This is a genomic window from Bradyrhizobium sp. S3.7.6, assembly GCF_054061875.1.
In genome coordinates this window covers 2,976,861-3,000,563 of sequence record NZ_JBSSEQ010000001.1, presented here as the reverse complement: position 1 = coordinate 3,000,563, position 23,703 = coordinate 2,976,861, and the positions used below count along the sequence as shown (strand labels likewise).

21 protein-coding genes and 1 pseudogene are annotated in these 23,703 nt (G+C 64.2%); 14 read left to right on the top strand and 8 right to left on the bottom strand.

Annotation, left to right across the window (positions count from 1 at the left end; translation table 11 throughout):
- Window positions 1-182: 182 nt before the first annotated feature.
- Genes ACVJ5M_RS14135 through ACVJ5M_RS14125 form a run of 3 tightly spaced genes read right to left on the bottom strand, consistent with a single transcriptional unit; the run spans window position 183 to window position 3,562 of the window.
- Window positions 183-1,055 (bottom strand): ABC transporter permease, encoded by an 873-nt coding sequence (locus ACVJ5M_RS14135; protein ID WP_028149198.1) that lies wholly within the window; start codon window positions 1,053-1,055, stop codon window positions 183-185.
- Entirely contained in the window at window positions 1,052-1,993 is a 942-nt protein-coding gene (locus tag ACVJ5M_RS14130; protein ID WP_028149199.1) for an ABC transporter permease, read from the bottom strand. The genes ACVJ5M_RS14135 and ACVJ5M_RS14130 overlap by 4 nt, the downstream gene beginning before the upstream one ends.
- Before the next feature lie 57 nt (window positions 1,994-2,050).
- A complete protein-coding gene (locus tag ACVJ5M_RS14125; protein WP_283017296.1) occupies window positions 2,051-3,562 on the bottom strand; it encodes an ABC transporter substrate-binding protein in 1,512 nt (503 codons plus the stop codon).
- Window positions 3,563-3,844: 282 nt separating this feature from the next.
- Here ACVJ5M_RS14125 and ACVJ5M_RS14120 point away from each other — a divergent pair, with 282 nt between their 5' ends.
- The 5 genes from ACVJ5M_RS14120 to ACVJ5M_RS14100 are packed head-to-tail and all read left to right on the top strand — an operon-like array spanning window position 3,845 to window position 10,292.
- Entirely contained in the window at window positions 3,845-5,002 is a 1,158-nt protein-coding gene (locus tag ACVJ5M_RS14120) for an ROK family protein (protein ID WP_231142808.1), read from the top strand.
- Window positions 4,999-5,775: a glucosamine-6-phosphate deaminase gene (nagB, locus tag ACVJ5M_RS14115; RefSeq protein WP_354100180.1), complete on the top strand. Its 777-nt coding sequence runs from the start codon at window positions 4,999-5,001 to the stop codon at window positions 5,773-5,775. Before ACVJ5M_RS14120 ends, nagB begins: the two co-directional genes overlap by 4 nt.
- A complete protein-coding gene (gene ggt, locus ACVJ5M_RS14110) occupies window positions 5,772-7,367 on the top strand; it encodes a gamma-glutamyltransferase (RefSeq protein ID WP_283017297.1) in 1,596 nt (531 codons plus the stop codon). The genes nagB and ggt overlap by 4 nt, the downstream gene beginning before the upstream one ends.
- A gap of 36 nt (window positions 7,368-7,403) precedes the next feature.
- Window positions 7,404-9,029, top strand: a complete 1,626-nt coding sequence (locus ACVJ5M_RS14105) for a dipeptide ABC transporter ATP-binding protein (RefSeq protein ID WP_231142813.1) — start codon at window positions 7,404-7,406, stop codon at window positions 9,027-9,029.
- Window positions 9,030-9,062: 33 nt separating this feature from the next.
- Window positions 9,063-10,292, top strand: a complete 1,230-nt coding sequence (locus tag ACVJ5M_RS14100) for a Gfo/Idh/MocA family protein (RefSeq protein ID WP_028149204.1) — start codon at window positions 9,063-9,065, stop codon at window positions 10,290-10,292.
- Window positions 10,293-10,384: 92 nt separating this feature from the next.
- Here ACVJ5M_RS14100 and ACVJ5M_RS14095 read toward each other — a convergent pair whose 3' ends face one another.
- The 4 genes and pseudogenes from ACVJ5M_RS14095 to madL all read right to left on the bottom strand — a co-directional run bounded on the left by ACVJ5M_RS14095 (window position 10,385) and on the right by madL (window position 13,890).
- Window positions 10,385-11,533 (bottom strand): ABC transporter substrate-binding protein, encoded by a 1,149-nt coding sequence (locus ACVJ5M_RS14095; RefSeq protein WP_283017298.1) that lies wholly within the window; start codon window positions 11,531-11,533, stop codon window positions 10,385-10,387.
- 466 nt (window positions 11,534-11,999) lie between these two features.
- Window positions 12,000-12,688: pseudogene (locus tag ACVJ5M_RS14090) on the bottom strand (GntR family transcriptional regulator).
- Window positions 12,689-13,453, bottom strand: coding sequence for a malonate transporter subunit MadM (gene madM / locus ACVJ5M_RS14085; protein WP_063981840.1), 765 nt, complete (start codon window positions 13,451-13,453; stop codon window positions 12,689-12,691).
- Complete coding sequence (gene madL, locus ACVJ5M_RS14080) at window positions 13,450-13,890, bottom strand: malonate transporter subunit MadL (RefSeq protein ID WP_028149209.1); 441 nt, start codon at window positions 13,888-13,890, stop codon at window positions 13,450-13,452. Before madL ends, madM begins: the two co-directional genes overlap by 4 nt.
- A 193-nt stretch (window positions 13,891-14,083) precedes the next feature.
- On the opposite strand from madL, the gene mdcA reads away from it, so the two are divergent.
- Genes mdcA through ACVJ5M_RS14045 form a run of 7 tightly spaced genes read left to right on the top strand, consistent with a single transcriptional unit; the run spans window position 14,084 to window position 20,116 of the window.
- Window positions 14,084-15,730 (top strand): malonate decarboxylase subunit alpha, encoded by a 1,647-nt coding sequence (mdcA, locus tag ACVJ5M_RS14075; protein WP_283017299.1) that lies wholly within the window; start codon window positions 14,084-14,086, stop codon window positions 15,728-15,730.
- Window positions 15,731-15,740: 10 nt separating this feature from the next.
- Window positions 15,741-16,058 (top strand): malonate decarboxylase acyl carrier protein, encoded by a 318-nt coding sequence (gene mdcC, locus ACVJ5M_RS14070; protein ID WP_071911406.1) that lies wholly within the window; start codon window positions 15,741-15,743, stop codon window positions 16,056-16,058.
- On the top strand, window positions 16,055-16,969 hold the full coding sequence (locus ACVJ5M_RS14065) for a biotin-independent malonate decarboxylase subunit beta (RefSeq protein ID WP_283017300.1): 915 nt from the start codon (window positions 16,055-16,057) through the stop codon (window positions 16,967-16,969). The genes mdcC and ACVJ5M_RS14065 overlap by 4 nt, the downstream gene beginning before the upstream one ends.
- Window positions 16,956-17,696 carry a biotin-independent malonate decarboxylase subunit gamma gene (mdcE, locus tag ACVJ5M_RS14060; protein WP_283017301.1) on the top strand — a complete coding sequence of 247 codons (741 nt, stop codon included), beginning with the start codon at window positions 16,956-16,958 and terminating at the stop codon, window positions 17,694-17,696. The genes ACVJ5M_RS14065 and mdcE overlap by 14 nt, the downstream gene beginning before the upstream one ends.
- Window positions 17,689-18,336 carry a malonate decarboxylase holo-[acyl-carrier-protein] synthase gene (mdcG, locus tag ACVJ5M_RS14055; protein WP_283017302.1) on the top strand — a complete coding sequence of 216 codons (648 nt, stop codon included), beginning with the start codon at window positions 17,689-17,691 and terminating at the stop codon, window positions 18,334-18,336. Before mdcE ends, mdcG begins: the two co-directional genes overlap by 8 nt.
- Entirely contained in the window at window positions 18,333-19,196 is an 864-nt protein-coding gene (gene mdcB, locus ACVJ5M_RS14050; RefSeq protein ID WP_283017303.1) for a triphosphoribosyl-dephospho-CoA synthase MdcB, read from the top strand. The genes mdcG and mdcB overlap by 4 nt, the downstream gene beginning before the upstream one ends.
- Window positions 19,196-20,116: an acyltransferase domain-containing protein gene (locus ACVJ5M_RS14045; protein WP_354098183.1), complete on the top strand. Its 921-nt coding sequence runs from the start codon at window positions 19,196-19,198 to the stop codon at window positions 20,114-20,116. Before mdcB ends, ACVJ5M_RS14045 begins: the two co-directional genes overlap by 1 nt.
- Here the strand turns inward: ACVJ5M_RS14045 and ACVJ5M_RS14040 are convergent.
- Window positions 20,056-21,081, bottom strand: a complete 1,026-nt coding sequence (locus tag ACVJ5M_RS14040) for a hypothetical protein (protein WP_283017305.1) — start codon at window positions 21,079-21,081, stop codon at window positions 20,056-20,058. The genes ACVJ5M_RS14045 and ACVJ5M_RS14040 overlap by 61 nt on opposite strands.
- Before the next feature lie 348 nt (window positions 21,082-21,429).
- Here ACVJ5M_RS14040 and ACVJ5M_RS14035 point away from each other — a divergent pair, with 348 nt between their 5' ends.
- On the top strand, window positions 21,430-22,866 hold the full coding sequence (locus ACVJ5M_RS14035) for a hypothetical protein (protein ID WP_354100181.1): 1,437 nt from the start codon (window positions 21,430-21,432) through the stop codon (window positions 22,864-22,866).
- A gap of 133 nt (window positions 22,867-22,999) precedes the next feature.
- The gene (locus tag ACVJ5M_RS14030) at window positions 23,000-23,575 is read left to right on the top strand and encodes a hypothetical protein (protein ID WP_224517418.1); all 576 of its coding nucleotides are present in this window, start codon (window positions 23,000-23,002) and stop codon (window positions 23,573-23,575) included.
- The last annotated feature ends 128 nt before the right edge of the window (window positions 23,576-23,703 follow it).

The window sequence follows — 23,703 nt, the reverse complement described above, 5'->3', positions numbered from 1 at the left end:
ATCAATGGCGCGCCAAATGCTCGCGCCAATACACGCTAGTCTACGACGGGCACGTCATCGACCTGTGTCATCGGATCTGCGCGCTGCAGCGCTCGGACAAGACAGGCTTTGCTCTGCCGCCTGAAATCAAACAGCCCTAGGCCACGCCGCGGAGTCTTCAGCGGAACAGGCTCGTCTTCCATCTAGTGCCTGGGATTGAGGGCATCATTCAGGCCGTCACCCATCAGGTTGAAGCCGATGACGAGCGCAATGATCGCGAGCCCGGGCCAGAAGGCCATCCATGGCGCCTCGCCGAGAAATTGCCTGGCAACGTCAAGCATGGCGCCCCATGAGGGGGCCGGAGGAAGCTGGCCAAGCCCCAGAAAGGCCAGGCTCGCCTCGGCGAGAACTGCGATCGCCATGGTCAGCGTCGCCTGCACAATCGTCGGCGCAAGCACGTTCGGCAGCACCTGTCCGGTCAGGATGGCGAGATGGCCGAGGCCCTGGGACCGGGCCGCGGCGATGTAATCCTCGGTGCAAACAACCAGCGTCTCGGCACGCGCAACACGAACGAAAACCGGTACCGCGGAAATGCCGATGGCAATCATCGCATTTTGCAGGCTGGGGCCCAGGAACGCGGCGAGCGCAATCGCCAGCACCAGAAAGGGGCAAGCGAGCAGCGCATCGGCGAAGCGCGAGATCACCATGTCGGTGAGGCCGCCGAAATAGCCGGCCATGAGACCAAACGGAAGGCCGATCAGCACCGCGACCGTCACGGAGACGATGCCGGCGGCAAGCGAGGCTTGCGTGCCGAAGATCACGCGCGACAGCACGTCCCGACCGAGATCGTCGGTGCCGAACCAATGTGCCGCACCGGGTGCCGCGCGAATCGCCATCCAGTCCGGCGAGTTTGGATCGTACGGCGCAATCCACGAGGCAAACACCGCCAGCACGACGAAGAACAGGATGATCGTGGCCCCGATGACGGCGGATGGTTCGCGCAACAGGCGACGAATTTCCGAAGGAGCGGCGGCGCGTGCCTGACTTGCGACCGGCACCGTCTCAATCGAGCTCATGACCTGAGCCTCGGATTGAGCAGCACATACGCCACGTCGGCAATCAGGCTCATCAGGAGGAATACGGCTGCTGTGCAGAGCACGACCGCCTGAACCACGGCATAATCGCGGCTGAACACGCCGTCGACGACCATCTTGCCGAACCCCGGGATGGAAAAGACCTGCTCCGTCAACACCGCGCCGGCCAGCAGTTCGCCAAATTGCAGTGTGCCCAGCGTGACCACGGGAATCAGCGCGTTCGGCAGCGCATGACGCAGCACGATGGTGCTTTCGCGGACGCCCTTCGCGCGGGCGGTGCGCACGTAGTCCTGCTTCATCGCCTCGATCATCGCGCCGCGGACATGGCGCATCATGATCGCAGCGGTGCCCGTGCCGAGCACCAAAGCGGGCATCAGCATCGAAAGCAGGTTGCCTCCCACGCTCTCGGACGGCGGAACGAAACCTCCGGCCGGAAGCCAGCCGAGATTCACCGAGAACAGAAGGATCAGCATGATCCCCAGCCAGAAATGCGGGATCGACAGTCCGGCAAGCCCGAACAGACTGGCGCCGTAGTCGAAGGGCGTCCCGCGCCCCAGCGCCGCGAAGATCCCGATCGGCAACCCGACGAGCAGCGCGACCAGCATCGACAGCATCGCGAGCTCAGCGGTCACCGGCAATTTTTCCGCCAGCATGGTGCCGATCGGCAATCGGGTGCGTACCGACGTGCCGAAGTCACCGTGCACCAGGGCTTTCAGCCAGACGGCGTATTGCACCGGGATCGGATCATTGAAGCGATACTTCTGCCGAAGATACTCAACGACTTCGGGATTACGCTCTTCTCCGGCGAGCGCCAGCGCAGGATCGCCGGGCAGCAGTTTCTGCAGACCGAACACCATCATCGACACCAACAACAGGGTCGGCAGCAGGACGGCAAGCCGGCGCAGAAGCAAACTCTTCATCGGGCCAGACTGGTCCTCACCAGGGCGAGCGCATCGGCGGGCGCGAGGCGTTGCGCATCAATTCACGGGCCTGACACCGACCAGACGCAACAGACCGTCCGGCACCATGACGATGCCGCCGACCGATTTGCGGGCCGCAAAGAACCAGTTCGGGTGATGGAGCGGAATCGACGAGAGCGCCGTCAGGTAAATGTCCGTCGCTTTGGCGTAGAGTGCCTTGCGCTTGGCTTCGTCAGCCTCGCCCCGGGCCTGGTTCAGGATCGCATCGAGATCCTTGTTGCAGTACTTGTTGACGTTCTGGGAGCCCGCGCAACTGAAAAAGGCGACCAGTGTCGGGTCCGGGTCAGCGCGGCCGCTCCAGTTGCCGATATAGGCTTCGAAATTGCCGTTCATGTAGCGCTCGATGGCCGTGGTCGTTTCCATGGGCAGCAGCTTGACGTCGAAACCGGCCTCGCCCGCCATCGACTGTATGATCTGTGCGACCCGGGAATCGCCGGCCGTATTCTCGTACTGGATCTCGACCGGCACGCGAGTCATTCCGGCGGCGGCAATCATTGCCTTGGCCTTGGCAACATCGCGAGCCGGCGCCTTGCGCGCGCTATCGTAGAACGGAGATGACGGCGGGATCATCTGGTTATCCGCCAGGAACTCGCCGTTGAAGGCGACGCGGTTGATGACATTGCGATCGATCGCCAGCTCAAAGGCCTGACGCAGCGTCGAGTTCTTGCCGAGTGGCGTATCGGCCTTCGCGCCCGCGCCGACATTGAACATCAGATGCGAGACGGCAAGTCCCTGGCCGGAATGCAGGGCGAGGTTGGGATCGTCGCGCACGGTCTTGAGATCGGTCGGCGCGATACGCTCCGCGAGATCGAGATCGCCCGCCCGGACACGCGACAACCGCACGGTCGAGTCGGGAACGTAGTAGTAGACGACCTCGTCATAGCCGACCCGTGCAGCGTCCCAGTAGCCGGGATATTTCTTGACCCGAATGAGGTCGCGCGACTTGCGCTCGGCAAATTGATACGGACCGGCACAGACCGGCGCGGCTGCAAATTCCCCGGCTTTCTCCGTGGCGGCCTTGGGCGAGACCATCATGCCGGCACGATCGCTGAGATTAGCAAGCAGCGGCACGAACGGCTCCGACAGGTTGAACTTCACCTTGTCCGCGGCAAGCGCTTCGACGCTCGCGACCGGCGCCAGCTCCGCCTTGCGCTTGGAATCCGGCATCGACTTCATGCGCTCGATATTGAACTTGACTGCCGCTGCATCGAACGCGGTGCCATCGTGGAACGTGACATTCTTGCGCAGCGTAAACGTGATCGACTTGCCGTCCGCGGACCACTCCCAAGCCTCCGCCAGCTGCGGCACGATCTTGAGGTCGGGGGAGATATCGACAAGCTTGTCGCACAGCGCCGCAAACACGAAGCGGCCGGAGTATGTGCCGCTGAGTGCCGGGTCGAGCGCATCGGGATCGTCCTGGATGCCAACCCGCAATGTCGCGGCACTCGCCGAAACAAGGCCCGATGCGATCATCAGAATTGCCGCCAACGCCGTGCCCGTCCGCTTCATACGGAATTCCTTTCGTCGCACGCCTATCCCAAAGCTTCCAAGGCTCTGCTGTTGAAGGTCAAGACAAGCACGACTGAACCTATTTGTAAACATCTCGAACAAATCACCCTAGGATATGGAACTAAATTACAACACATCGCTCTTGGAGGCGAAAAATCCTTACACCACGCCCCTTGACGGCAGATCAGGCGAGGTATTAGTTCGGCATATTGACTAATTGGATTGAGGCCCATGCCAGACGCCCCCTCATCGCCCGTTGCGCGACAGCAATCCGTGCGCCTTGTGGTTGAGCGCCTGCTGCGTGATCGCTCGGTATCGCGCGCCGAAATCGCCCGCAGCACGGGCCTGTCCAAGCAGACCATCTCCGAAGTGATGCGTGATCTCGAGCGCGACGGCTGGGTCCATGAGGACGGTCAAATCCAGGGCAGCGTGGGGAGAAGCGCCGTCACCTATGCGCTCCGGCCGGACGCCGCCTTCGTGTTGGGTATCGACCTTGGCGGCACAAAACTGCACGTCGCACTTGCCGATCTGCACGGTGAGATCGTCGCCGAGAGCATCGAACCGACATCCTGCGACGGCGGCGCTGCCGTGGTCGCACAGATCGATCGCATGAAGGATGCCCTGCTTCAGCGTGCGTCCGTATCGGCGCAACGCTTGCGCGGCGGCGTGATGGGAAGTCCGGGGATGGTCGACCCCGCGTCGGGCAGCATCGCCATCGCGCCCAATATCCCCGGACTGGATAGCCTGGACGTGAGGGCCGCGCTGCGCGAACGGCTCGGAATCGACGTCGCCATCGAAAATGACGTCAATCTCGCCGCAATCGGGGAGCATTGGCGCGGCAACAGCCGCAAGGCGCGCAGTTTCGCCTTCATCGCAGTCGGCACCGGCATTGGCATGGGCATCTTTTCGGACGGTTATCTCGTGCGTGGTGCACGCGGGGCGGCCGGCGAGATTGCCTACCTGCCGCTTGGGGGCGATCCCTACGATGCGCGTGGCCTTCGGTTCGGCACCCTGGAAACCGCGATCGGCAGCGCCGGCATTGTCGAACGCTACATCGGGCTCGGCGGCGCGCCCGGCAGTACCGTGCGCGATGTCTTCGATCGGCTCGCGGTCGAGGAGGCGGCACGAGTGACGATCGACGAAGTCAGCCGGATCCTCACGACCGCGATCCTGGCGGTGCACAGCATCCTCGATTCGGAAATCATCATCATGGGCGGCAGTATCGGCGCGCGGCCCGAGTTGAAGGTCCGGATCGATGAACATCTGGGACGCTGCATGCGCGAGCCTGTTCGTATCGAGCTCAGCGCGCTCGGCAATCGCGCCACGCTGATCGGCGCGATCGGCAGCGCGATCGACCTCGTGCATCGCTCGCTGTTTGGCATCGGCAAGGATGCGGGCCCACTGGCTCTTCCTTTCACGGCAGCAGATGTCGCGGCATGAGAGAGCAGGCGCCGAGAATCGAGATTGTCGGCAATGCCGCCGCCGTCGCGGAACGAGCAGCCGCGCTTGTCATCGCGCGGCTGCACGATCGACGGCCGGTTACCCTCGGTCTTGCGACCGGAGCGACAATGGCGCCGCTCTATGCCCGCCTTGTCGCCGCGACCCGCGCCGGCCTCATCTCATTCCGAACGGTGTCGAGTTTCAACCTCGATGAATATGTGGGCGTCGCCCCCCAATCGGCCGGAAGCTTCCATGCCTACATGCAGCAGCATTTGTTCGGGCATGTGGATATGGAAGCCGGTCGGGCAAAGATCCCCGATGGCACGGCCGACGACGTCGCCGCCGAGGCCGCGCGCTATGAGGCGCAGATTGCGGCTGCCGGGGGCATCGACCTCCTGCTCCTCGGCATCGGCGCCAACGGCCATATCGGCTTCAATGAGCCAGGTTCGGATTTCGCTTCACGTACCCACGAGGTCAGACTCGATGAAGCAACCCGCATCGCGAATGCCATTAATTTTCCCGATCCGGCGTCGGTTCCCGAACGTGCGATCACAATGGGCATAGCAACAATCCTGGAGGCTCGGAGCATCCTCCTGATCGCCAAGGGGCCGGAGAAAGCAGCCGCACTCGCAGCCGCGATCGAGGGTCCGATCACAGCAGCTTGTCCTGCCTCGGCACTCCGCCTGCACGGCAACGTCGATATCCTTTGCGATGAACCGGCTGCCGGAGCCCTCGCCACGCGGCCCCACAACAACAATCGGAGAAGGGCATGAGCTGGGGACAGCGCGATTTCATGGTGCCGGGGCGCTCACTGGCGGTGGGCGACCGGGGCATGGCCGCGACCTCTCATCCGGCCGTCACGCTCGCTGCGGTCGAGATCCTGCGCAGTGGCGGCAATGCGGTCGATGCCGCCATTGCCGCGATCGCCCTCCAGGGTGTCATTGATCCGCATATGACCGGCATCGGCGGCGACTGTTTTGCGATCTATGCTCCCGCCTCCGGCAAGCCCGTCGCTGTCAACGGCTCGGGCCGAGCGCCGGCGAAGGCCGAACTCGGCTGGTTTCGGCAACGCGGGCTGGCGTCGATCCCGGACGATTCACCCCATGCAGTCACAGTTCCGGGTGCGGTCGATGCCTGGTGCCGCCTCTCTGGCGACTATGGTTCAAAAGGCCTGGACGAGGTTCTGGCGCCGGCGATCCGCGCGGCCGAGACCGGCTTTGTGGTGACGCCCCGCGCCGCGCTGGATTGGGCACGCTACGCCGATCGCATCGAACGACATCGGACTGGCGTACCGGTCTATCTGCCCGGTGGCGCTGCGCCCGCCGTCGGTAGCAAGCTCAATCATCCCGCACTCGGCGCGACGCTGCGCCGGATCGCACGCGAGGGGCGCGCCGCGTTTTACGAAGGTGCCGTCGCCGAAGAAATCGTCGCGACATTGAAGGCGCTGGGCGGAATGATGCAGCTTGAAGATCTCGCAAGTGCCCGATCGGAGTACGTCGAGCCGATCAGCGCCGACTACCGCGATCATCAAATCCTGCAATGTCCGCCTAACGGACAGGGCGTCGCGGCGCTGCTGATCGCCCGCATCCTTGCCGGCTTCGACATGGCCAATCCGGCGCTCGGCGAGGCGGATCGCATTCACCTCCTTGCCGAGGCAACCAAGGCGGCCTACCGGCAGCGCGACGCGCTGGTAGCCGATCCGGAATTCCGTCCGCTCGATGTCGACTCGCTGCTCTCGGAGTCGTCAGTCGCGGCATTGCGCTCCTCCATCGACCGGAAGCGTGCCGGCGCATCAGCAGATTTTGACATGCCTGTTCATCGTGACACGGCTTACGTTGCGGTCGCCGACCGCGACGGCAACATGGTATCTTTCATCAATTCGCTTTTCTTCGCGTTCGGCAGCGGCATCTACGCTCCGCGCGCTGGCGTGCTATTACAGAACAGGGGTTCGGGATTCTCCCTTCTCGAAGGACATCCCAATGCGATTGCGCCGCGAAAACGTCCCTTTCACACCATCATTCCGGGTCTGCTGGCGAAGCATGGCAAGCCGATCATGGCCTTTGGCGTGATGGGTGGACAATACCAGGCGGCGGGACATGTGCAGATCCTGAGCGGCGTGCTCGACCGTGGGCTCGACATTCAGCAGTCCTCGGATGCGCCGCGCAGCTTTGCGTTTGATGGTACGCTGAGCCTCGAACCCACGATTCCCGGCTCCGTCGCCGACGAATTGATTGCGCGCGGTCACCGCGTGATCAGGGCGGACGAACCGCTCGGAGGCTGTCAGGCCGTGCACGTCGATCTTTCCAGGGGCGTCATTCTCGGCGCGTCGGACCATCGCAAGGACGGCATTGCACTGGCGGCGTGACCAGGATGAGAAAGACGTGATGTCGGATCGGGCAGCATGAGCGAGACAACGGAGGCGATCCTGTCGATCGAGCGGCTGACGCTGGCGCTGCCCGCCGGCGGAGATCGCGCCTCTGCCGTCGAGGACGTTTCGCTTGCCCTGTATCCGCGGCAAATCCTCTGCGTCGTCGGTGAATCCGGCTCCGGTAAATCGGTCTGCGCCTCTGCCGTAATGGGCCTGCTGCCCAGGGCTATTCGCCCGGTTGCAGGGGCCATACACTTTGAGGGACGCGATTTGCTGAACCTCCCCGCAGCAGAATGGCGGACGTTGCGCGGGCGACGCATTGCGATGATCTTCCAGGAACCGATGACAGCGCTCAATCCTGTGATCAGGATCGGCGACCAGATCATGGAAGCGTTCGAGGCGCACGGACAATTCACGCCAACTGAGCGGCAAACCCACTTGCGCGCCCTCCTCGAAGAGGTAGGCATGCGCGACCTCGAGCGGATCATCCATAGCTACCCGCATCAGTTGTCGGGTGGCCAGCGTCAGCGTGCCATGATCGCAATGGCCCTTGCGCTCGAACCATCGATCCTGGTCGCGGACGAACCAACCACGGCACTCGACGTCACGACACAGGCACAGATCCTTCGATTGATCCGGGACATTCAGCAGCGGCGCGGCATGGCGGTGCTGTTCATCACCCATGATTTCGGCGTCGTCGCCGACATCGCGGACCGCGTCGCGGTCATGGAGAAGGGTCGCGTCGTCGAACAGGGATCCGTGGAGGACGTGCTCGAACGCCCGCAGCATCCCTATACGCGCCGGCTGCTCGCCGCGGTGCCCGGCGGGACCCCGCCGGTCCGGGCCCGGGTCCAGGACGAACCGATCGCCTGCGCCGCGACCGGACTTGCGAAGATCTATCGTGGCAGCGACTGGTTCAGCTCGCAGACCGAGGTCGCAGCCGTAAAGAATGTGACCTTCGAAATCCGGCGCGGCGAGACGCTCGGCCTCGTCGGAGAGTCCGGCTCGGGCAAGAGCACGATCGGTCGGCTGGTGATGCGTCTCACCGACGCCGATGCGGGCGTGGTCCGTATCGGCGAACTCGATTTCTCCAAGGCTCGCGGTGCCCGCCTGCGGGCCGCCCGCAAGCATGTCCAAATGGTGTTCCAGGATCCCTTCGCCTCGCTCAATCCACGCCGCCGCGTCGGGCGAATTATCGCCGACGGGCCGATCGCGCACGGCGTCCCGCCGGCGCAGGCCTTCGCGCGTGCCGAGGAACTGCTGGCGCTCGTGGGTCTCGACCCGAGCGCCGCGCGACGCTTTCCGCATGAATTCTCCGGAGGGCAACGCCAGCGGATCGGAATTGCGCGCGCGCTGGCGCTCGACCCGGAGGTGCTGGTGGCCGACGAACCGGTGTCAGCGCTCGACGTCTCTGTCCAGGCGCAGGTGCTCACCTTGCTCGAGACATTGAAGGCGCGGCTGCGGCTGGCAGTGCTGTTCATCACCCACGATCTCAACGTCGCGGCCCAGGTCTGCGATAGGATCGCAGTGATGCGCCTCGGAGAAATCGTCGAGATCAGGCCGACGGTAGATCTGCTGGAACGGCCGGAGCATCCCTACACGCAGGCACTGCTGGCCGCGATCCCGGGCAGGCAACGCAGAACGTCCACGTCGGTCTGAACCACCACATTTTCATTGAAGGAGGTCTCTGACATGCAGAAGCTCACGGAACTTCCAATGCTGCGCATCGGCCTTGTCGGCAGCGGCTTCATTGCCGCGTTCCATCTGCAGTCCATGCTCGGCGTGCGCAACGTCAGCGTCGGCGGCGTCTACAGCCGTTCCGCCGAACGGCGGACGCGCATTGCCGACAAGGCGCGCAATCTTGGCCTTGGGCCGGCGCATGTGTTTGACAGCATCGAGGCGATGGCAATGTCCGGCGAGGTCGATGCGCTTTGGCTGCTGACGCCGAACGACAGCCGTCTCGACATCATGCGCGAGATCCACCGCGTGACCAAGGCCGGGGCTCCCCTGCGCGCCATTGCTTGCGAAAAGCCGCTCGCCCGCACGCTTGCCGAAGCACGGGAAATGCGCAGGCTCGTCGAAGATGCAGGCCTGCTTCACGGTTATCTGGAGAACCAGCTTTTCTCGACCGCGGTGATGCGCGGCAAGGACATCATCTGGCGCCGAGCCGTACCCGGAAGTGGACGCCCCTATCTCGCGCGTGCCGCCGAGGAGCATTCAGGACCGCACGAGCCATGGTTCTGGCAAGGCGACAAGCAAGGAGGGGGCGTGCTCTCCGACATGATGTGCCATTCAGTCGAGGTCGCACGCTTCATGCTGACCGCGCCCGGCGCAAAGCGCGACTCCTTACGGCTGGTCAGCGCCAGCGCCACGACGGCCAATCTCAAATGGACGCGCCCCCACTACGCTGCCGACCTCAAGAGGCGAATGGGTGTCGATTTCACCAAACGTCCGGTCGAAGATTTTGCGCGCGGGATACTTACGATGGAAGATACCGACGGGCATCAATTGATGATCGAGGCGACAACCTCATGGGCATATGTCGGTGCCGGCTTGCGCATCCAGCTTGAATTGCTTGGTCCCGAATATTCGATGGAGTTCTCCTCGCTCTCGACTGGCCTCAAGGTCTTCCTCTCCCGCGCGATCAGCGGATCAGAGGGCGAGGATCTCGTCGAGAAGCAGAATTCCGAGCAAGGTCTGATGCCGGTGGTCGAGGACGAAGCCGGCATCTACGGCTACACCGACGAGAACCGCCATATGGTGGAGGCATTCAGGCGAGGCATGAGTCCGGCAGAAACCTTCGATGACGGGGTCGGCGTCATGGAAATGCTTATGGGGCTCTATCGCTCCGCGGAGCTTGGCCGGACGATCCATTTCCCCGATCCCGAACTCGAACACTATGTTCCTCTCGTGGCTCGCTGACGGCATGAAGCCTTGTCCTTCAGGCCGAGGAGTCGAGATCACCGACGAGAAGCTCGGCTTCAACATCGTGTCTTCCCGAGGATGGCGCGCTGCTATTTCGCCAAGCGGAACTTCCCACCCTCGACCTTGATCAAAAAGGCTGAGCGTTCATCATAGCCGTTGTGGTCGGTCTTGCTCATGTTCGATAGCCCGTTGTTGAGATAGACGTTCTCCCCGCGCTCGAGTTCGTCCCGCAGAGCTGCACGAAACTCGGGCGTGCCCGGCTTCGTCGTCTTCAGCGCGTTCGGAGCAGCTTTCCCGATCAGCGCGACGACATCCCAGAGGTGAGCCGCGAACATATTGGGCTTCTGACCGTTCACCGCCTCATAGGCGGTCACGAACTGCTCCGTGGCGTGACGGAACGGATCTCCTGCCGGAAGATCGGCCGCAATGGTAAAGGCCTCACCGGCGAAAATAGCGCCTTCGACGGTCGCGCCTCCGAGCTTGATGAACTCCTCGCTGGCCACGCCATGCGTCTGAAAGATCTTTCCGGTGTATCCGCGCTCACGGAGCGCCTGTTGCGGCAGGACCGCCGGGGTACCAGCAGAAGCAATGAAGACGGCGTCAGGATTCGTCGACATCACCTTCAACGCCTGGCCGGTGACGCTGGTATCCGCACGCGCGTAGACTTCATGTGTGGTCACCGTCAGACCCAAGGTCGGCGCAAGGCGGCTCACCTCCTTATAGTAACCTTCGCCATACCCATCCGAAACACCGATAAATCCAAGCGCCTTCGCGCCGGATTTCGCGATGTATTTCAGAATGGCGCTCGCCATCAGGTCATCGTTGGGGACGACCTTGAAGGCCCAGGCCCGTTTGTCGTCCAGCGGCTGAACGATGGCGGTGGCGGCCGCAAGCGATAGCAGCGGCGTCTTCGACTCCAGCGCGACGTCGAGCATCGGCATGGTCACCGGCGTCAGAGAAGACCCGACCAGCACGTCGACCTTGTCCTGGATCACGAGCCGGCGCGCGTTCTGGATCCCTTTGGTGGAATCAGACTCGTCGTCCAGGATGATGTAGGTCACCTTCTCTCCGCCGATCTCTTTTGGCAGAGCTGCGACAGTCTTGAGCTGGGGTTGCCCCAACGCAGATCCCGGGCCGGTGGCCGAAATCACAATTCCGACTTTAATTTCCGCATGCGCCGCGTATCCATAAAGTACGCAGGCCACAACAAGACAAACTCGCGTAAAACCGATAGTCATGTAGCTCCTCCCTGTCCGCCCCGGTGCTTCGGCCAGTTGCATCGGACCCGCGGGGCAGCATCAAGGACCCGGAGGAGATCGTCCGATGTTCGAGCCCTGTCCCGGGGTTACGAGCAACCAGGCGAGCGACCCTAAGCGGATCGCAGGGCTGTGTCTGTCCCTATGCCTAGGGACAAGGACCCGCGTATCAAGCCAGGCGCTGGCCCAAGCCGCAGGAGTACGGTTCATTGCGTATGTTTTGCTTCGGACTATTGGCCTAACAGCTTCCTGATACCTGCCAAACCGGCACGCAGGAACGGATCTGAGTGGATGTAGAAATATTTGACGCCGCGCTCAAGCCAGCTCGGCGCGATGCGAGCGCGGCGCGCCTCGATCAGGCAGAATGGGGATGCGACCTTACCAATAGTCCATGCCTGCGGCCGCCGGATGCGGTCAAGCTATCGGCCCGATCGTGCGATCGGGCTACTCAGCCGAGGCGATCATCGATGTAGCGCCTGAGCGCGGACGCGGCATTCAGCATATGCGCACGCATTCGGCCCGGGCTGCGGTCTCTCCGTCACCTTCCGCGATCGCCTGCATGATGGCGTCATGCTCGTCGCGGGACTTGCGAATGCGATCGCCCTGCCGCAATTGGGTGCGGCGGAAGGCGCTGAGCCGCGAACGCACGTCCTGCGCCTGCTCGGCGAGAAATGAGTTGTGCGTTGCGCGGTAGATGCATTCGTGGAATTCGCGGTTGAACGCGTCATAGGCATCGACATCGTTGGCCTCGACCATCTTGAGCGAGGCGTCATGAAGCTCGATCAGATGGCTGCGCTCGAGCGGCGTCATGCGGTAGGTCGCGAGCCTGACGCACATGGCTTCCACCTCGGCGCTGGTCTCGAACATGTCCATGATGCGCTCCGGCGTCATGCGCGCAACGACGAGGCCGCGGCGGCCGCGCACCTCGACGAGGCCGCTGACCACGAGCTGGCGAAGCGCCTCCCGCACCGGCGTGCGGGAAGCTCCAAAACGATCGGCAAGCTGCTGCTCTTCCAGGGCCGAACCGGCGACGAGCGCACCTGAGGCAATCTCGTCCGTAAGCGCATTCCGGATGCGATCGGAGAGCAGCCCGCCATCGTCCTCCGCGTCGACCGCGACCTTCAATACTTCTGCCATTCAGCCTCCCGTGATCGCGCGCACCGCGAAGTAAAGGATCGAGGGCGCGACCAGGCATCCGAGCCCGGTGTGGAATGTCGCCGTCAGCGCACCGTAGGGCACCAGACGTCGGTCCGTCGCCGCCAACCCTCCAGACACGCCGCTGACCGTTCCCATCAAGCCGCCAAACACCATCGCGCTACGCGGATTGTTCAGGCCGATCATCTTCGCCACAAAGGGCGTGCCGATCATGACGATCACTGCCTTGAATACACCGGTCGCAATCGAGAGCGCAATAACCGGTGAGGATGCGCCGATCGCCGCACCCGTGACCGGGCCCACGATGTAGGTGACCGCACCGGCGCCGATCGTCGTCAACGATTCCGCGTCAGTGTAGCCAAACGCCGCGGCGACGAACACGCCGAGAATGAACGGCACCACCGTTCCCAGTCCGAGTGCGACCGCACCGATCACCCCGGCCTTGCGCGCATGGACGACATCGACCTCGAAGGCGGTGGCGACGATGGCGAAATCGCGCAGCATCGCTCCGCCCATCAGGCCGATCCCGGCCAGGGCCGGCAGGTCGGCCACGCCCTTCTCGCCGCCGGTGGAGATGCCTCCCCAAAAGGCCAGCGCAAGGCCCAGCATGATCGCAATCGCCGAGGCGTGAATGCGCCCGAAGGTGAGATATTTCGAGATCGCTCCGGAGATCCACATCAGGATTCCGACGACCGCGAACGCAGTGATCAGCGCATTGGCGGCGAGAATGTGAGACATCATGATCATCCGATCCTCCCGGACTTGAAGTGGGGCACAGGTGCAGCGAGCGCCTCGGCCTCTCGCGCCTCGATCTCGTCCATGGTCTCGACACGACCGCTGAACCGGCCGATCAGGGCCACCATCGCGAAACACACCGCGACCGCGCCGATCCCCGCAATGACGACGATCGGACCGCCTTTTGCCGCGGCGACCACATTCTGCTGCGCGGCCATGGCGACCACGATCGGAATGTAGAAGCTGCCCCAGAACTCGACGCCGGTCTTGAGCCCGTGGCTGAGTATGCCGTGCCGCACCAGCCAGAGCCGGGCCGCGATCAAGAACATCATGGCGATGCCCACGCCGCCGACATTGGCCTTCACGCCGAGGGCGACGCCGAGCAGGTCCCCCAGCAGGCCCCCTAAGAGGGTGCAGATCGCGAGCAGCGCTACGCCGGAAATGGTCACGGGCGCCTCCCCTCGGCGAGCAAGGCACGATCCCCACGACATGGACTATCTGCATGCATTCGTATCGCAAATTCCCTCCTGTGTATGCGAATATCCATCACTTATGGGTTAATGTATACATTAATTGACAAAGGTAGGCAATACGCATACATTGGGGCAATCGAAAGCCAACCCCGCATGCCAAGGAGCCGAAATGAGCGATTGGGGTATTCAAAAGGCCGCCCTGGCGGAGCGCCTGGCGGCCGGCGGCCAGCACGCGAAGGGCAAGATGGTGCCCATTGCCAACCTGCCTGCATTCCTGAGGGCGGTGATCCGGTCAGGGGACCGGGTGTGCCTGGAGGGCGATAATCAGAAGCAGGCCGACATCCTCGCCTCGGCGCTCGCGAACCTCGACCCCCAGGATGTCCATGACCTGCACATGGTGCAGTCGGGGGTGGTCCTGCCCGCCCACCTCGACATCTTCGACAAGGGAATCGCGCGGCGCCTCGACTTCTCCTATTCGGGCCCGCAATCGGCCCGCATCGCGCGCATGCTGTTCGGCCGCAGGATCGAGCTCGGGGCCGTGCACACATACCTCGAGCTGTTCGCCCGGTATTTCATCGATCTCACGCCGAACGTCGCACTCATCGCGGCGGTGAGCGCCGACAAGGACGGCAATCTCTATACGGGGCCGAACACCGAAGACACGCCGACGGTGGTCGAGGCGACGAGCTACAAGAACGGTCTCGTCGTGGCGCAGGTCACCGAAATCGTCGACAAGGTGCCGCGCGTCGATATTCCCGGCGACCTCGTGCATTTCGTGGTCGAGGCCGGCCGCCCCTTCTATGTCGAGCCGCTCTTCACCCGCGACCCGGCTGCGATCACCGAGACCCAGATCCTGACCGCAATGCTCGCGATCAAGGGCATCTACGCACCCTACGGCGTGCGCCGGCTCAACCATGGCATCGGCTTCAACACCGCCGCGATCGAGCTGCTGCTGCCGACTTATGGCGAGAGGCTCGGCCTCAAGGGCAAGATCTGCACCCATTTCGCGCTCAATCCGCATCCCACGATCATTCCGGCGATCGAATCCGGCTGGGTCGACCAGATCCACTGTTTCGGCTCGGAAGTCGGCATGGAGGATTACGTCGCGGCGCGTTCCGACGTCTTCTTCACCGGGCCCGACGGCTCGCTGCGATCGAACCGCGCCTTCTGCCAGACGGCGGGCCTCTATGCCTGCGACATGTTCATCGGATCGACGCTCCAGATCGACCTCGAGGGCCACAGCTCGACGGTGACGACCAGCCGCATCGCCGGCTTCGGCGGCGCGCCCAACATGGGCTCCGATCCGCGCGGCCGGCGCCACCCGAGCGAACCCTGGCTCAAGGCCGGCGCCGAAGCCGATCCCGACTCCAACGCGGCGCTGCGCCGCGGCCGCAAGCTGGTGGTGCAGATCGGCGAGACCTTCGGCGAGCGCAATGCGCCGCTGTTCGTCGAGCGGCTCGATGCGCTCGATCTGGCACGCGAGCTCAAGCTCGATCTCGCGCCGGTCATGGTCTACTCGGACGACGTCACCCACATCGTCACCGAGGAAGGCATCGCCAACCTCTTGATGTGCCGTAGCAAGGACGAGCGCGAGCAGGCGATCCGCGGCGTTGCCGGCTACACCGACATCGGACGCGCGCGTGATGCGAAGCTGGTCGAACAGCTCAGGCAGCGCGGCGTGATCCAGCGCCCCGAGGATCTCGGCATCGATCCGCTCGACGCCGACCGGCGCCTGCTGGCGGCCCGCTCGATCAAGGACCTCATGCTGGCCTCCGGCGGTCTCTACCGCCCGCCCAGCCGCTTCCGCAATTGGTGAGGAGTTTTGCATGGAAAAGCTCAGCTTCAGACTGACGGCCCCGAGATGCGCCGGCGGCACCCGCACCCAGGCGATCGTCGGCGTCGTCGCCTCCGGCAATCTCGAAGTCCTACTGGAACGCGTCTCGCCGGCAGATGTCTGCACCATCGACATCGCAACGGCCGCTCATGGCTTCGGCATGGTCTGGGACGCCGTGGTCCGCGACTTCGTCGCGCGCCGCTCTGCCGGGGGCTTACGCATCTCCATCAATGACGGCGGCGCGAGGCCTGACACAGTGGCGCTGCGCCTTGCGCAAGGCGTCCGCAAGATCGAGGAGCCGGAACGATGACAGCGACCACAGCCGACAATGCCTCGCTGAGCTGGTACGAGGCCAGCGCCCGCCAGCGCATCGACACGCTCGTCGACGCCGGCAGCTTTGCCGAACTCATTGGCCCCGAGCTGCGCGAGATGAGCCCGCATCTGGCAATCTTCGACCTGCCGGAACAGTTCGACGACGGCATCGTCGTCGGGCGCGGCCGCCTGGACGGCGCGCCCGTGCTCGTCGCGGCGCAGGAGGGACGCTTCATGGGCGGTGCCTTCGGCGAGGTCCATGGCGCCAAGCTCACGGGCCTCTTGGGCGCCGCGCGTGCGCTTCATCACGACGTACTGATCCTGTTCGACACCGGCGGCGTGCGGCTTCAGGAAGCCAATGCGGGCGAGCTCGCCATCGCCGAGATCATGCGCGAGATCATCGAGGCACGGCGCGCCGGCGTCAACGTCGTCGGGCTGATCGGCGGACGCGCCGGATGCTACGGCGGCGGTAGCCTGATCGCCGGCACCTGCTCGCGCCTGATCGTATCCGAACAGGGGCGGATCAGCGTCAGCGGCCCCGAAGTGATCGAGACCAACAAGGGTATCGAGGAATTCGACTCGCGCGATCGCGCGCTGGTGTGGCGCACGATGGGTGGCAAGCATCGCTACCTCATCGGCGGCGCTGATGCGTTCGTCGACGACGAGGCGCAGGCGTTTCGTCAGGCGGCGGTCGACGCGCTCAAAGCCAACAGGCGATGCGACGTGGCGGTGCTCGAAGCCGAGCAGACGCGCCTCGAGCGGCGATTGCAGCGTTTCGGCGAGGCCGAGGACGCCGTCGAGATCTGGCAGACGCTTAGCATCGACCAGCCGACCCAGATCCCCGCACTTCCGACCGGCGCATTTCTTCGCGCGGCAAGCAACAGGGAGAACGCCGATGACGCTCGATGACATCCTGGCCAGTCTCTTTCCAAACGGCAGCAAGATCGCAACCACGGGCGCGATGATCGCGGGACAGGCGATTCTGCCCGATGGAGGTCCCATCCACGTGCTCGGCATCACGCAGGGTCAGCCGCTCGGCGTCGACGAGGCGATCGTGCTCGCAGGGCGCGTGATCGAGATCGTCAAATCCGGCGATCGCGCGCCGATCCTGGTCCTGGTGGATTCCGCCAGCCAGCGCATGAGCAAGCGCGACGAGCTGCTGGGGCTCAGCGAGTACCTGTCGCATCTTGCCAAGGCCCTGCTGCTGGCGGAAGCCGAAGGACATCGTACCGTCGGCCTGCTCTATGGCGGCAGCGCGGCCGGTGCGTTCATCGCCACCGCGCTCGCCACCGCTACGCTGGTGGCGCTGCCCGGTGCGCATCCCGCGGTGATGGACCTGCCGTCGATGGCGCGGGTCACCAAGCTGCCGATCGATGTGCTGAAGGCCAAGGCGGAAGCGACGCCGGTGTTCGCGCCCGGCCTCGACAACATGGTGCAGACCGGCGGCATTCACGCCGTCTGGGATGAAAATGCGCCTTTGGCGCCGCAGCTTGCGGCCGTGCTGCAACGGCCGCAGGGAGAGGACGATCGCGCGCGGCTCGGCGCCGAGCGTGGCGGCCGGCGGAAGGCGGCCGAGATCGCCGACCGGGTTGTCACACTCGCGGCAGCCGCGCATCAGGAGGCGCCACATGGCTGAAGCCCTCCAGCGCCATACGATGGTGACGGCCTCGGCCACCGGCTGGGCCGCCGCGATGAGCCGAAATCCCGCGCTCGCCAGCGAGCCGATTATCAAGGGCTGGGCGCGCGCCGGCCGCCCGCTCGTGGTTCGCAGGCCGGCCTGCAACGATCCCGCAGGCATGATTCCGCTCGGAATGCCGCTGCCGCCGAGCCACGGCAAGCGGCGTATCGCCGTCGCGCTCGCCCCCGGCGAACTCATCACGCATGCTCCGCCGCCATTGCTGGCGGATGCGGCAACATCGGCGCCCGCGTCGTGGCGCCAGACCATCGACCTGCTCGTCCGCCTTCTGCCGGAGACGCGCACATTCGGCAGTCTGGCCTGGCAGCATCTCACCGGCCTGCCCTATCTGTCCGATGGATCGGACCTCGACCTGCTCTGGCCGCTGTCGTCGGCGAGGCACGCGAACACCCTACCGTCCGACATCGCGCGGATCGCAGAGACGGCGCCGATGCGGCTCGACGGCGAGATCGTCTATCACGCCGGCGGCGTGCAATGGCGCGAGCTGACCGGCGCTAACGAGGACGAAGTCCTCGTCAAGGGCGCGGCCGGCGTTCATGTCACCACGCGTGCGGCGTTTCTCGCGGGTGGCGCGTCATGAATGTCGCGCTGAGATGGCAAGCGCCGCCGCAACGCGCGCTCCGCGCGGAGCAGCTCGGTCATCTCGCATCGCTGTGCCTGAAGCTCGAAGTAGAGACCTATCCGAAGCCGGGGCTCGTCAGCCACGTCGACAACGGCGCGCATCGCGATATGGACGCCGGGCTCCTGTGCCGAAGTGCCGACACGCTGGCTCCGTTCTTCCACGACCTCGCAGCCGCGGGCGCCGAGGGCGCCGGCATGGACCGGTTGCGCGCGATCGGGGTTGCGGCGGAGCGCGCGATGTTGGCGGCGACCTCAGGTGTGAACACGCATCGCGGCGCGATCTTCGGACTGGGTCTGCTCTGCGCCGCGGCCGGGTATCGCGGCGCTCTCGGCATTCGCAAGCCGCTCGGCGAATTGGTGTCGCAACGTTGGGGCGACGCCATCTACGCAGGCCCGATATCCCTGCGCAGCCACGGCGCCGTGGCGTCACGTCGCTACGGCGCCGGCGGCGCCAGGGCGGAAGCGGCTTGTGGCTTCCCCTCCGTCTATGACATCGCCCTTCCCGCGCTGCATGCGGCGCGGACGATCGCGCCTCGGGATGAGGAGGCGGTTCGGGTTCAGACCTGCATGGCGCTGATCGCAGATGTTGCCGACACCAATCTGTTGCACAGGGGCGGAGTTGACGGATTGCGCTTCGCGCAGGCCAGCGCATCCGCGTTCCTTGCCGCGGGCGGAATCGGTTGCCCAGGCTGGCGCAAACACGCCGACGGCATTCACCAGGCGTTCGTCGCGCGCAATCTCAGTCCGGGCGGATCGGCAGATCTGCTCGCCATGGCTCTGTTTGTGGACGCTCTCTTCGTTGATCGGCTGGCCCCCTGATGCTTGCACTGCTCTGCGGCGGACAAGGCACCCTGTCGGACAATATCTTCGATCTCGTCGCCGATCGGCCTGCTGCGGAATCGGTCTTCGCCGCTGCGACCGCTTGTCTCGGCGAAGATCCGCGGAAGTTCATAAGGACGCGCCGCGCGGACGAGCTGTCCGCCAACCATGTCAGCCAGATCCTAACCGTCACATCGGCGCTCGCGATCCACGCCTGTATCGCGGACTTGCTGACTGAGGGCACCGCTGTCACGGGCTACAGCGTCGGCGAGATGGCGGCCTGGAGCGTTGCGGGAATATGGACCGCCGCCGAAGCGTTGCGACTGACCGATATCCGCGCCCGATTGATGGACGGCGTGGCGGGGCCGGATGGGCGGCTCGGCTATGTCCGCGGGCTCGAACGAGCCACGCTCGAACACCTGCTCGAGACGCACCGCTGCGAGATCGCAATCAGGAATCCCGGCCTTCTTGTCGTGGTTGGAGGCGCGGAGTGCGATGTCATCGCCCTCTGTCAGGAGGCGACGACACAGGGCGCCGCCCGCGCCGGTCTTCTCGCCGTCAAAATCGCCTCGCATACGACGCGTCTCGAACCGGCCTGCACGCCCTTGCAGCAAGCGCTTGCGACCAGCAGACGCGCTCCTGTCGCAGACCATCGAACCCTCCTCGCAGGGGATGGCGGCGAGCGCATCTTCTCCGTGACCGATGCGACAGCAAAGCTCGCATGCCAGATCGCGCGCCCGATCGACTGGGCGGCGACGCTGGAGGCTCTCGTAGAGCTCGGGGTCGATCAAGTCCTGGACCTCGGTCCAGGACACGCGCTTGCCGAGATGACGCAAGGCTTCCATCGATCGATCCGCTGCTACGCCGCCGACGGATTTCGCACGATCGATGGTCTGCGAAACTGGGTTGTTTCCGAATAGGCAGGGCGCCCGGCGGCTCGCGATTGAGCGAACGCATGAAATTTCTCGAGAGAACTCGCCCTCGACAAGAGAAGCCTCCAGATACTCACCGCGATCGGTGCTGAAAGCTGTGGTGTTGAGCGACGCCAGGCATTGCCCCATAAGCCCTGTTGGGCCCAAACCAGGGAGCCGCGCCGCCAGGGAGCTCGAGGCCCATTCTGCCTGCTGGCGTCAACTCGCCGCTGGCAAGCGAATAATAGCTGGGGCAGCAGCGCGGCCCACCGAATGGTTAGACTCGCGCTCAAGACGGAGACAAGCCCCAAAGCCATCAGCAGCATGCCAAGCCAGGTCCAAACCCGTCCGTCATCGCCCGCCTCTGCGGCGGAAAAGGCGAGCGGCGCCGCCGAGGCGGCAACCACGTCACTGGCGGCTGGCGCCGCCGCAAGGAGTGCCTCCACGTCGACCTGGCGCGGCGTGAACTCGTCGGCCGTGAGCGGGTCGCGTTTGGAAAGGGGGGCCGGCGACGCGCGGGTTGCGATCCCGGTGGCGAGGACGGGATTGGCATCAACCACCTGCGCGGGCACGGACGGGCTCGGCCGGGACGTATCCGCAGGTGCGGAGCGCGGCAGCTCCGCGCGCGCATCCACCACCGTCTTCCGCTTGCGCGCCGCGGTCTGGTTCTCTTCGGCCGCGGCGACACGATGTTTGGTGGCGCGTTGCTGAACCGGCTTCTTCGCCCTCTCAGTTCCTTCGGCGATCTGGAACCAGCATCTGCGCTGGCCTTCCACCCGATAGACCCAGTGCTGGCCATCGGCGGTCGACTTGCCGGGCCGCGTCAAGCACTCTGCTTCCGCGGAAGCGGGCGCAGGGGCTGTGGCGGGACCGGCATTGAAGAGTTCGGAAAGAGGCGTCGAAAACGCGGATGATGTCGAGAGACCTGCAATAAGCGTAAAAGCGGCGCAATAAACTCGCAAATGACCGGACATGGAAAACCCCGGTGTTGCGCCCCTGCCCGGACGGGAGCGTTGGCCGTGACCTAGGTCGCAATGCGACTTAAATCCGGCAACGCCGTGGATTCATTTTGGCCGCAGGCGATCTGGCCGTCAGCTCGATTGTCCATTTTCGCCATCCTCTCAAGGTCGCACTTTCAAGCATCGGCCCACGCAAAGTTGCAAAGGCTGTTTACCCGAACGGATGTAGCCGATGTTACGGGTGCCAGACGAAGCGCTATATCCGAACTGACGACTGGGCATTCGACCTTCCCGGGATGACAGTCTGTCCGGAGTGCAGAACCCGTCCGATCGCGCGGAGCGATTGCGATGAGGGAGGCTACGATGGATTTTTCGCGGATGTCGGATGGAATCCGGCTGCATCACGCCTCCCATCGCCACGATGGGTACGATGGTGACGACGAAGCGGGTCCGGCACCGAGCGCACCGTTCCTGACTGACGCGGTTGGCGGTGGCGCCCTGGTCCATGGTCCCCGCCCGTTTGCAGGTCAATTTGCAGATTCTGGAGCGCACCCCGCGAGCGCGAACACCCAGCACAATGACTCCGACCCGATTCAATCCAAACATCCCACGTCGGTGGGCGACACGGGCGGCCACGTCGGCAACCACGCTGCGGCGGGCCTGGATGTTTCGTCCAACACGCCCGCTTCCGGCGCATCACATCCCGGGATGGGCATTGCTGCGGTCGAGAGCGGAGCCAACACGGCCGGAAACGGCGGAGATGGCTACTTCTACGGAAGCATCATTCACGCGTCCCTGTTGATCTATCAACCGATCAACATCTCGGTGAGCTTGGGATACGGCTCGGTCGCCCTGGCCAACCAGTCCAACAATTTGAATGTCGATCAATCCGCTTTTCAGATGGCCGGCGTCGGCCGCCATGGCGGCAATGACAACATTGCATCAGGCGGCAGCGTCAGTACGTCCTTAGGCGCCGGCCTGATCGCGAGCGGCGACAACGGCGCCGGAAACGGCGGCAGCGGCTATTTCTCGGGTGCGATCGTGGACGCTCCCGTGGTGATCTATCATCCGATCAATATTGCGGTGGCAGCCTCGAGCGGCACTGCGCATGCAAGTCAATCGAACACGGTGGACATCGATCAATCGGCTATTCAGATCGCGGGCGTCGGCGGAAGTGGCGGACATGGCAACGTAGCCGTCGGCGGCAGCGTCATGACGCTCGACCCCGGCTGGGGATCAAGCAACGGAGGCGGCGTCTTTGGCGTTCAAACGGGCGGAAGCCAGGCCGGCAATGGCGGCGACGGCGTGTTCTACGGTGAACTCGTCCATACCTCGTTTGTAGTGTACAACCCGATCAACATCGCAATCGCGGGCTATGGCTCCAGCACTTACGCGGTCCAGATAAATGATGTCTCCGTGGATCAATCCGCGGTTCAGATCGCTGGCATTGGCGGGCACGGCGGCAACGACAACGCCGCAGCGGGCGGCCATGCAAGCCTTCTCTCCCATAATCTGTGGGGCGGCTCCGATACGATCGCGACCGGTTCGAACAGCGCAGGCAATGGCGGCAACGGCTATTTTGCCGGCAGTCTGATCGACGTCAGCGTCGCGATCTATGCACCCATCAACATCGCAATCGCAGGTCCCCATTCGACGGCCGTAGCCGATCAGGTCAACAACGTGCACATCGACCAGAGTGCGGTCCAGATCGCCGGCGTTGGCGGGGACGGCGGCCACGGCAATCTCGCACTGGGTGGCGATGCCGCGCATCTCTTGTCGGATCTTCACCTGGTGGCATAGCGAAACGTCGCATCGCTCGCATAGCCGATCGCATCGCGGCACGCGCCGTCGCCACTCTTCGCATGCAAAGCCCGCGCAGAGGCGCCTCTCCTGACGAAATGTCGTACTTTCGTACGTAGGCCCACCAAACCGGATGGTGTCCGATTTGACATCTATCGCCATCGCGCGTGGGCGGACCAGACTTGCCGCGCGCGTCCGCCTGATCGGGATGGATGTTGCACGACAGCCAACAAACCGACGGAGGCCTCAAATGATGCCAAAGGCAATCAACATCTCGGATACGATCAAAGTCAAATCGATCGACACCGGTGGTCAAAGTGCCGGAAATGGCGGCGACGGTACTTTCAAGGGAGCCATCATCAGCAAGCCGACTGTCAACTACGATCCGACCAACAAGGCGGAAGGTGCCGACGTGCACGTGAACACCGGCGATCACGTCAAACAGACGGCGGATTGGGATGCCGGCGGCGCAAACGCCAAGGCCTCGTATTTTTCGAAGGCCCATGGCGGAGACGCCGAGTCGAATGGAAGCCAAAAATCCTACAGCGGCTACGATACCTCCAAGGTCTACGCCAATACGGATGCCACCCAGATCAACAAGGTCATGGTGGACCAGCACCAGGAAGTTGTGGCCGGCATCGGCGGCGATGGCGGAGACGGCAACTTCGCATGGGGTGGCGGAGTGACCTTCCATCTCGATACGCTCTAACCAGCCGCTCGTCCGACTGGCAGGACCGGCGGCCGCGGCCGCCGGTCCTGGATTTCACGCCAATGATCTACCGATGCCGTTGCCGGATTGCGTTGGCCATCGGTCAAGCGCGCCGGACCTCGATTTCA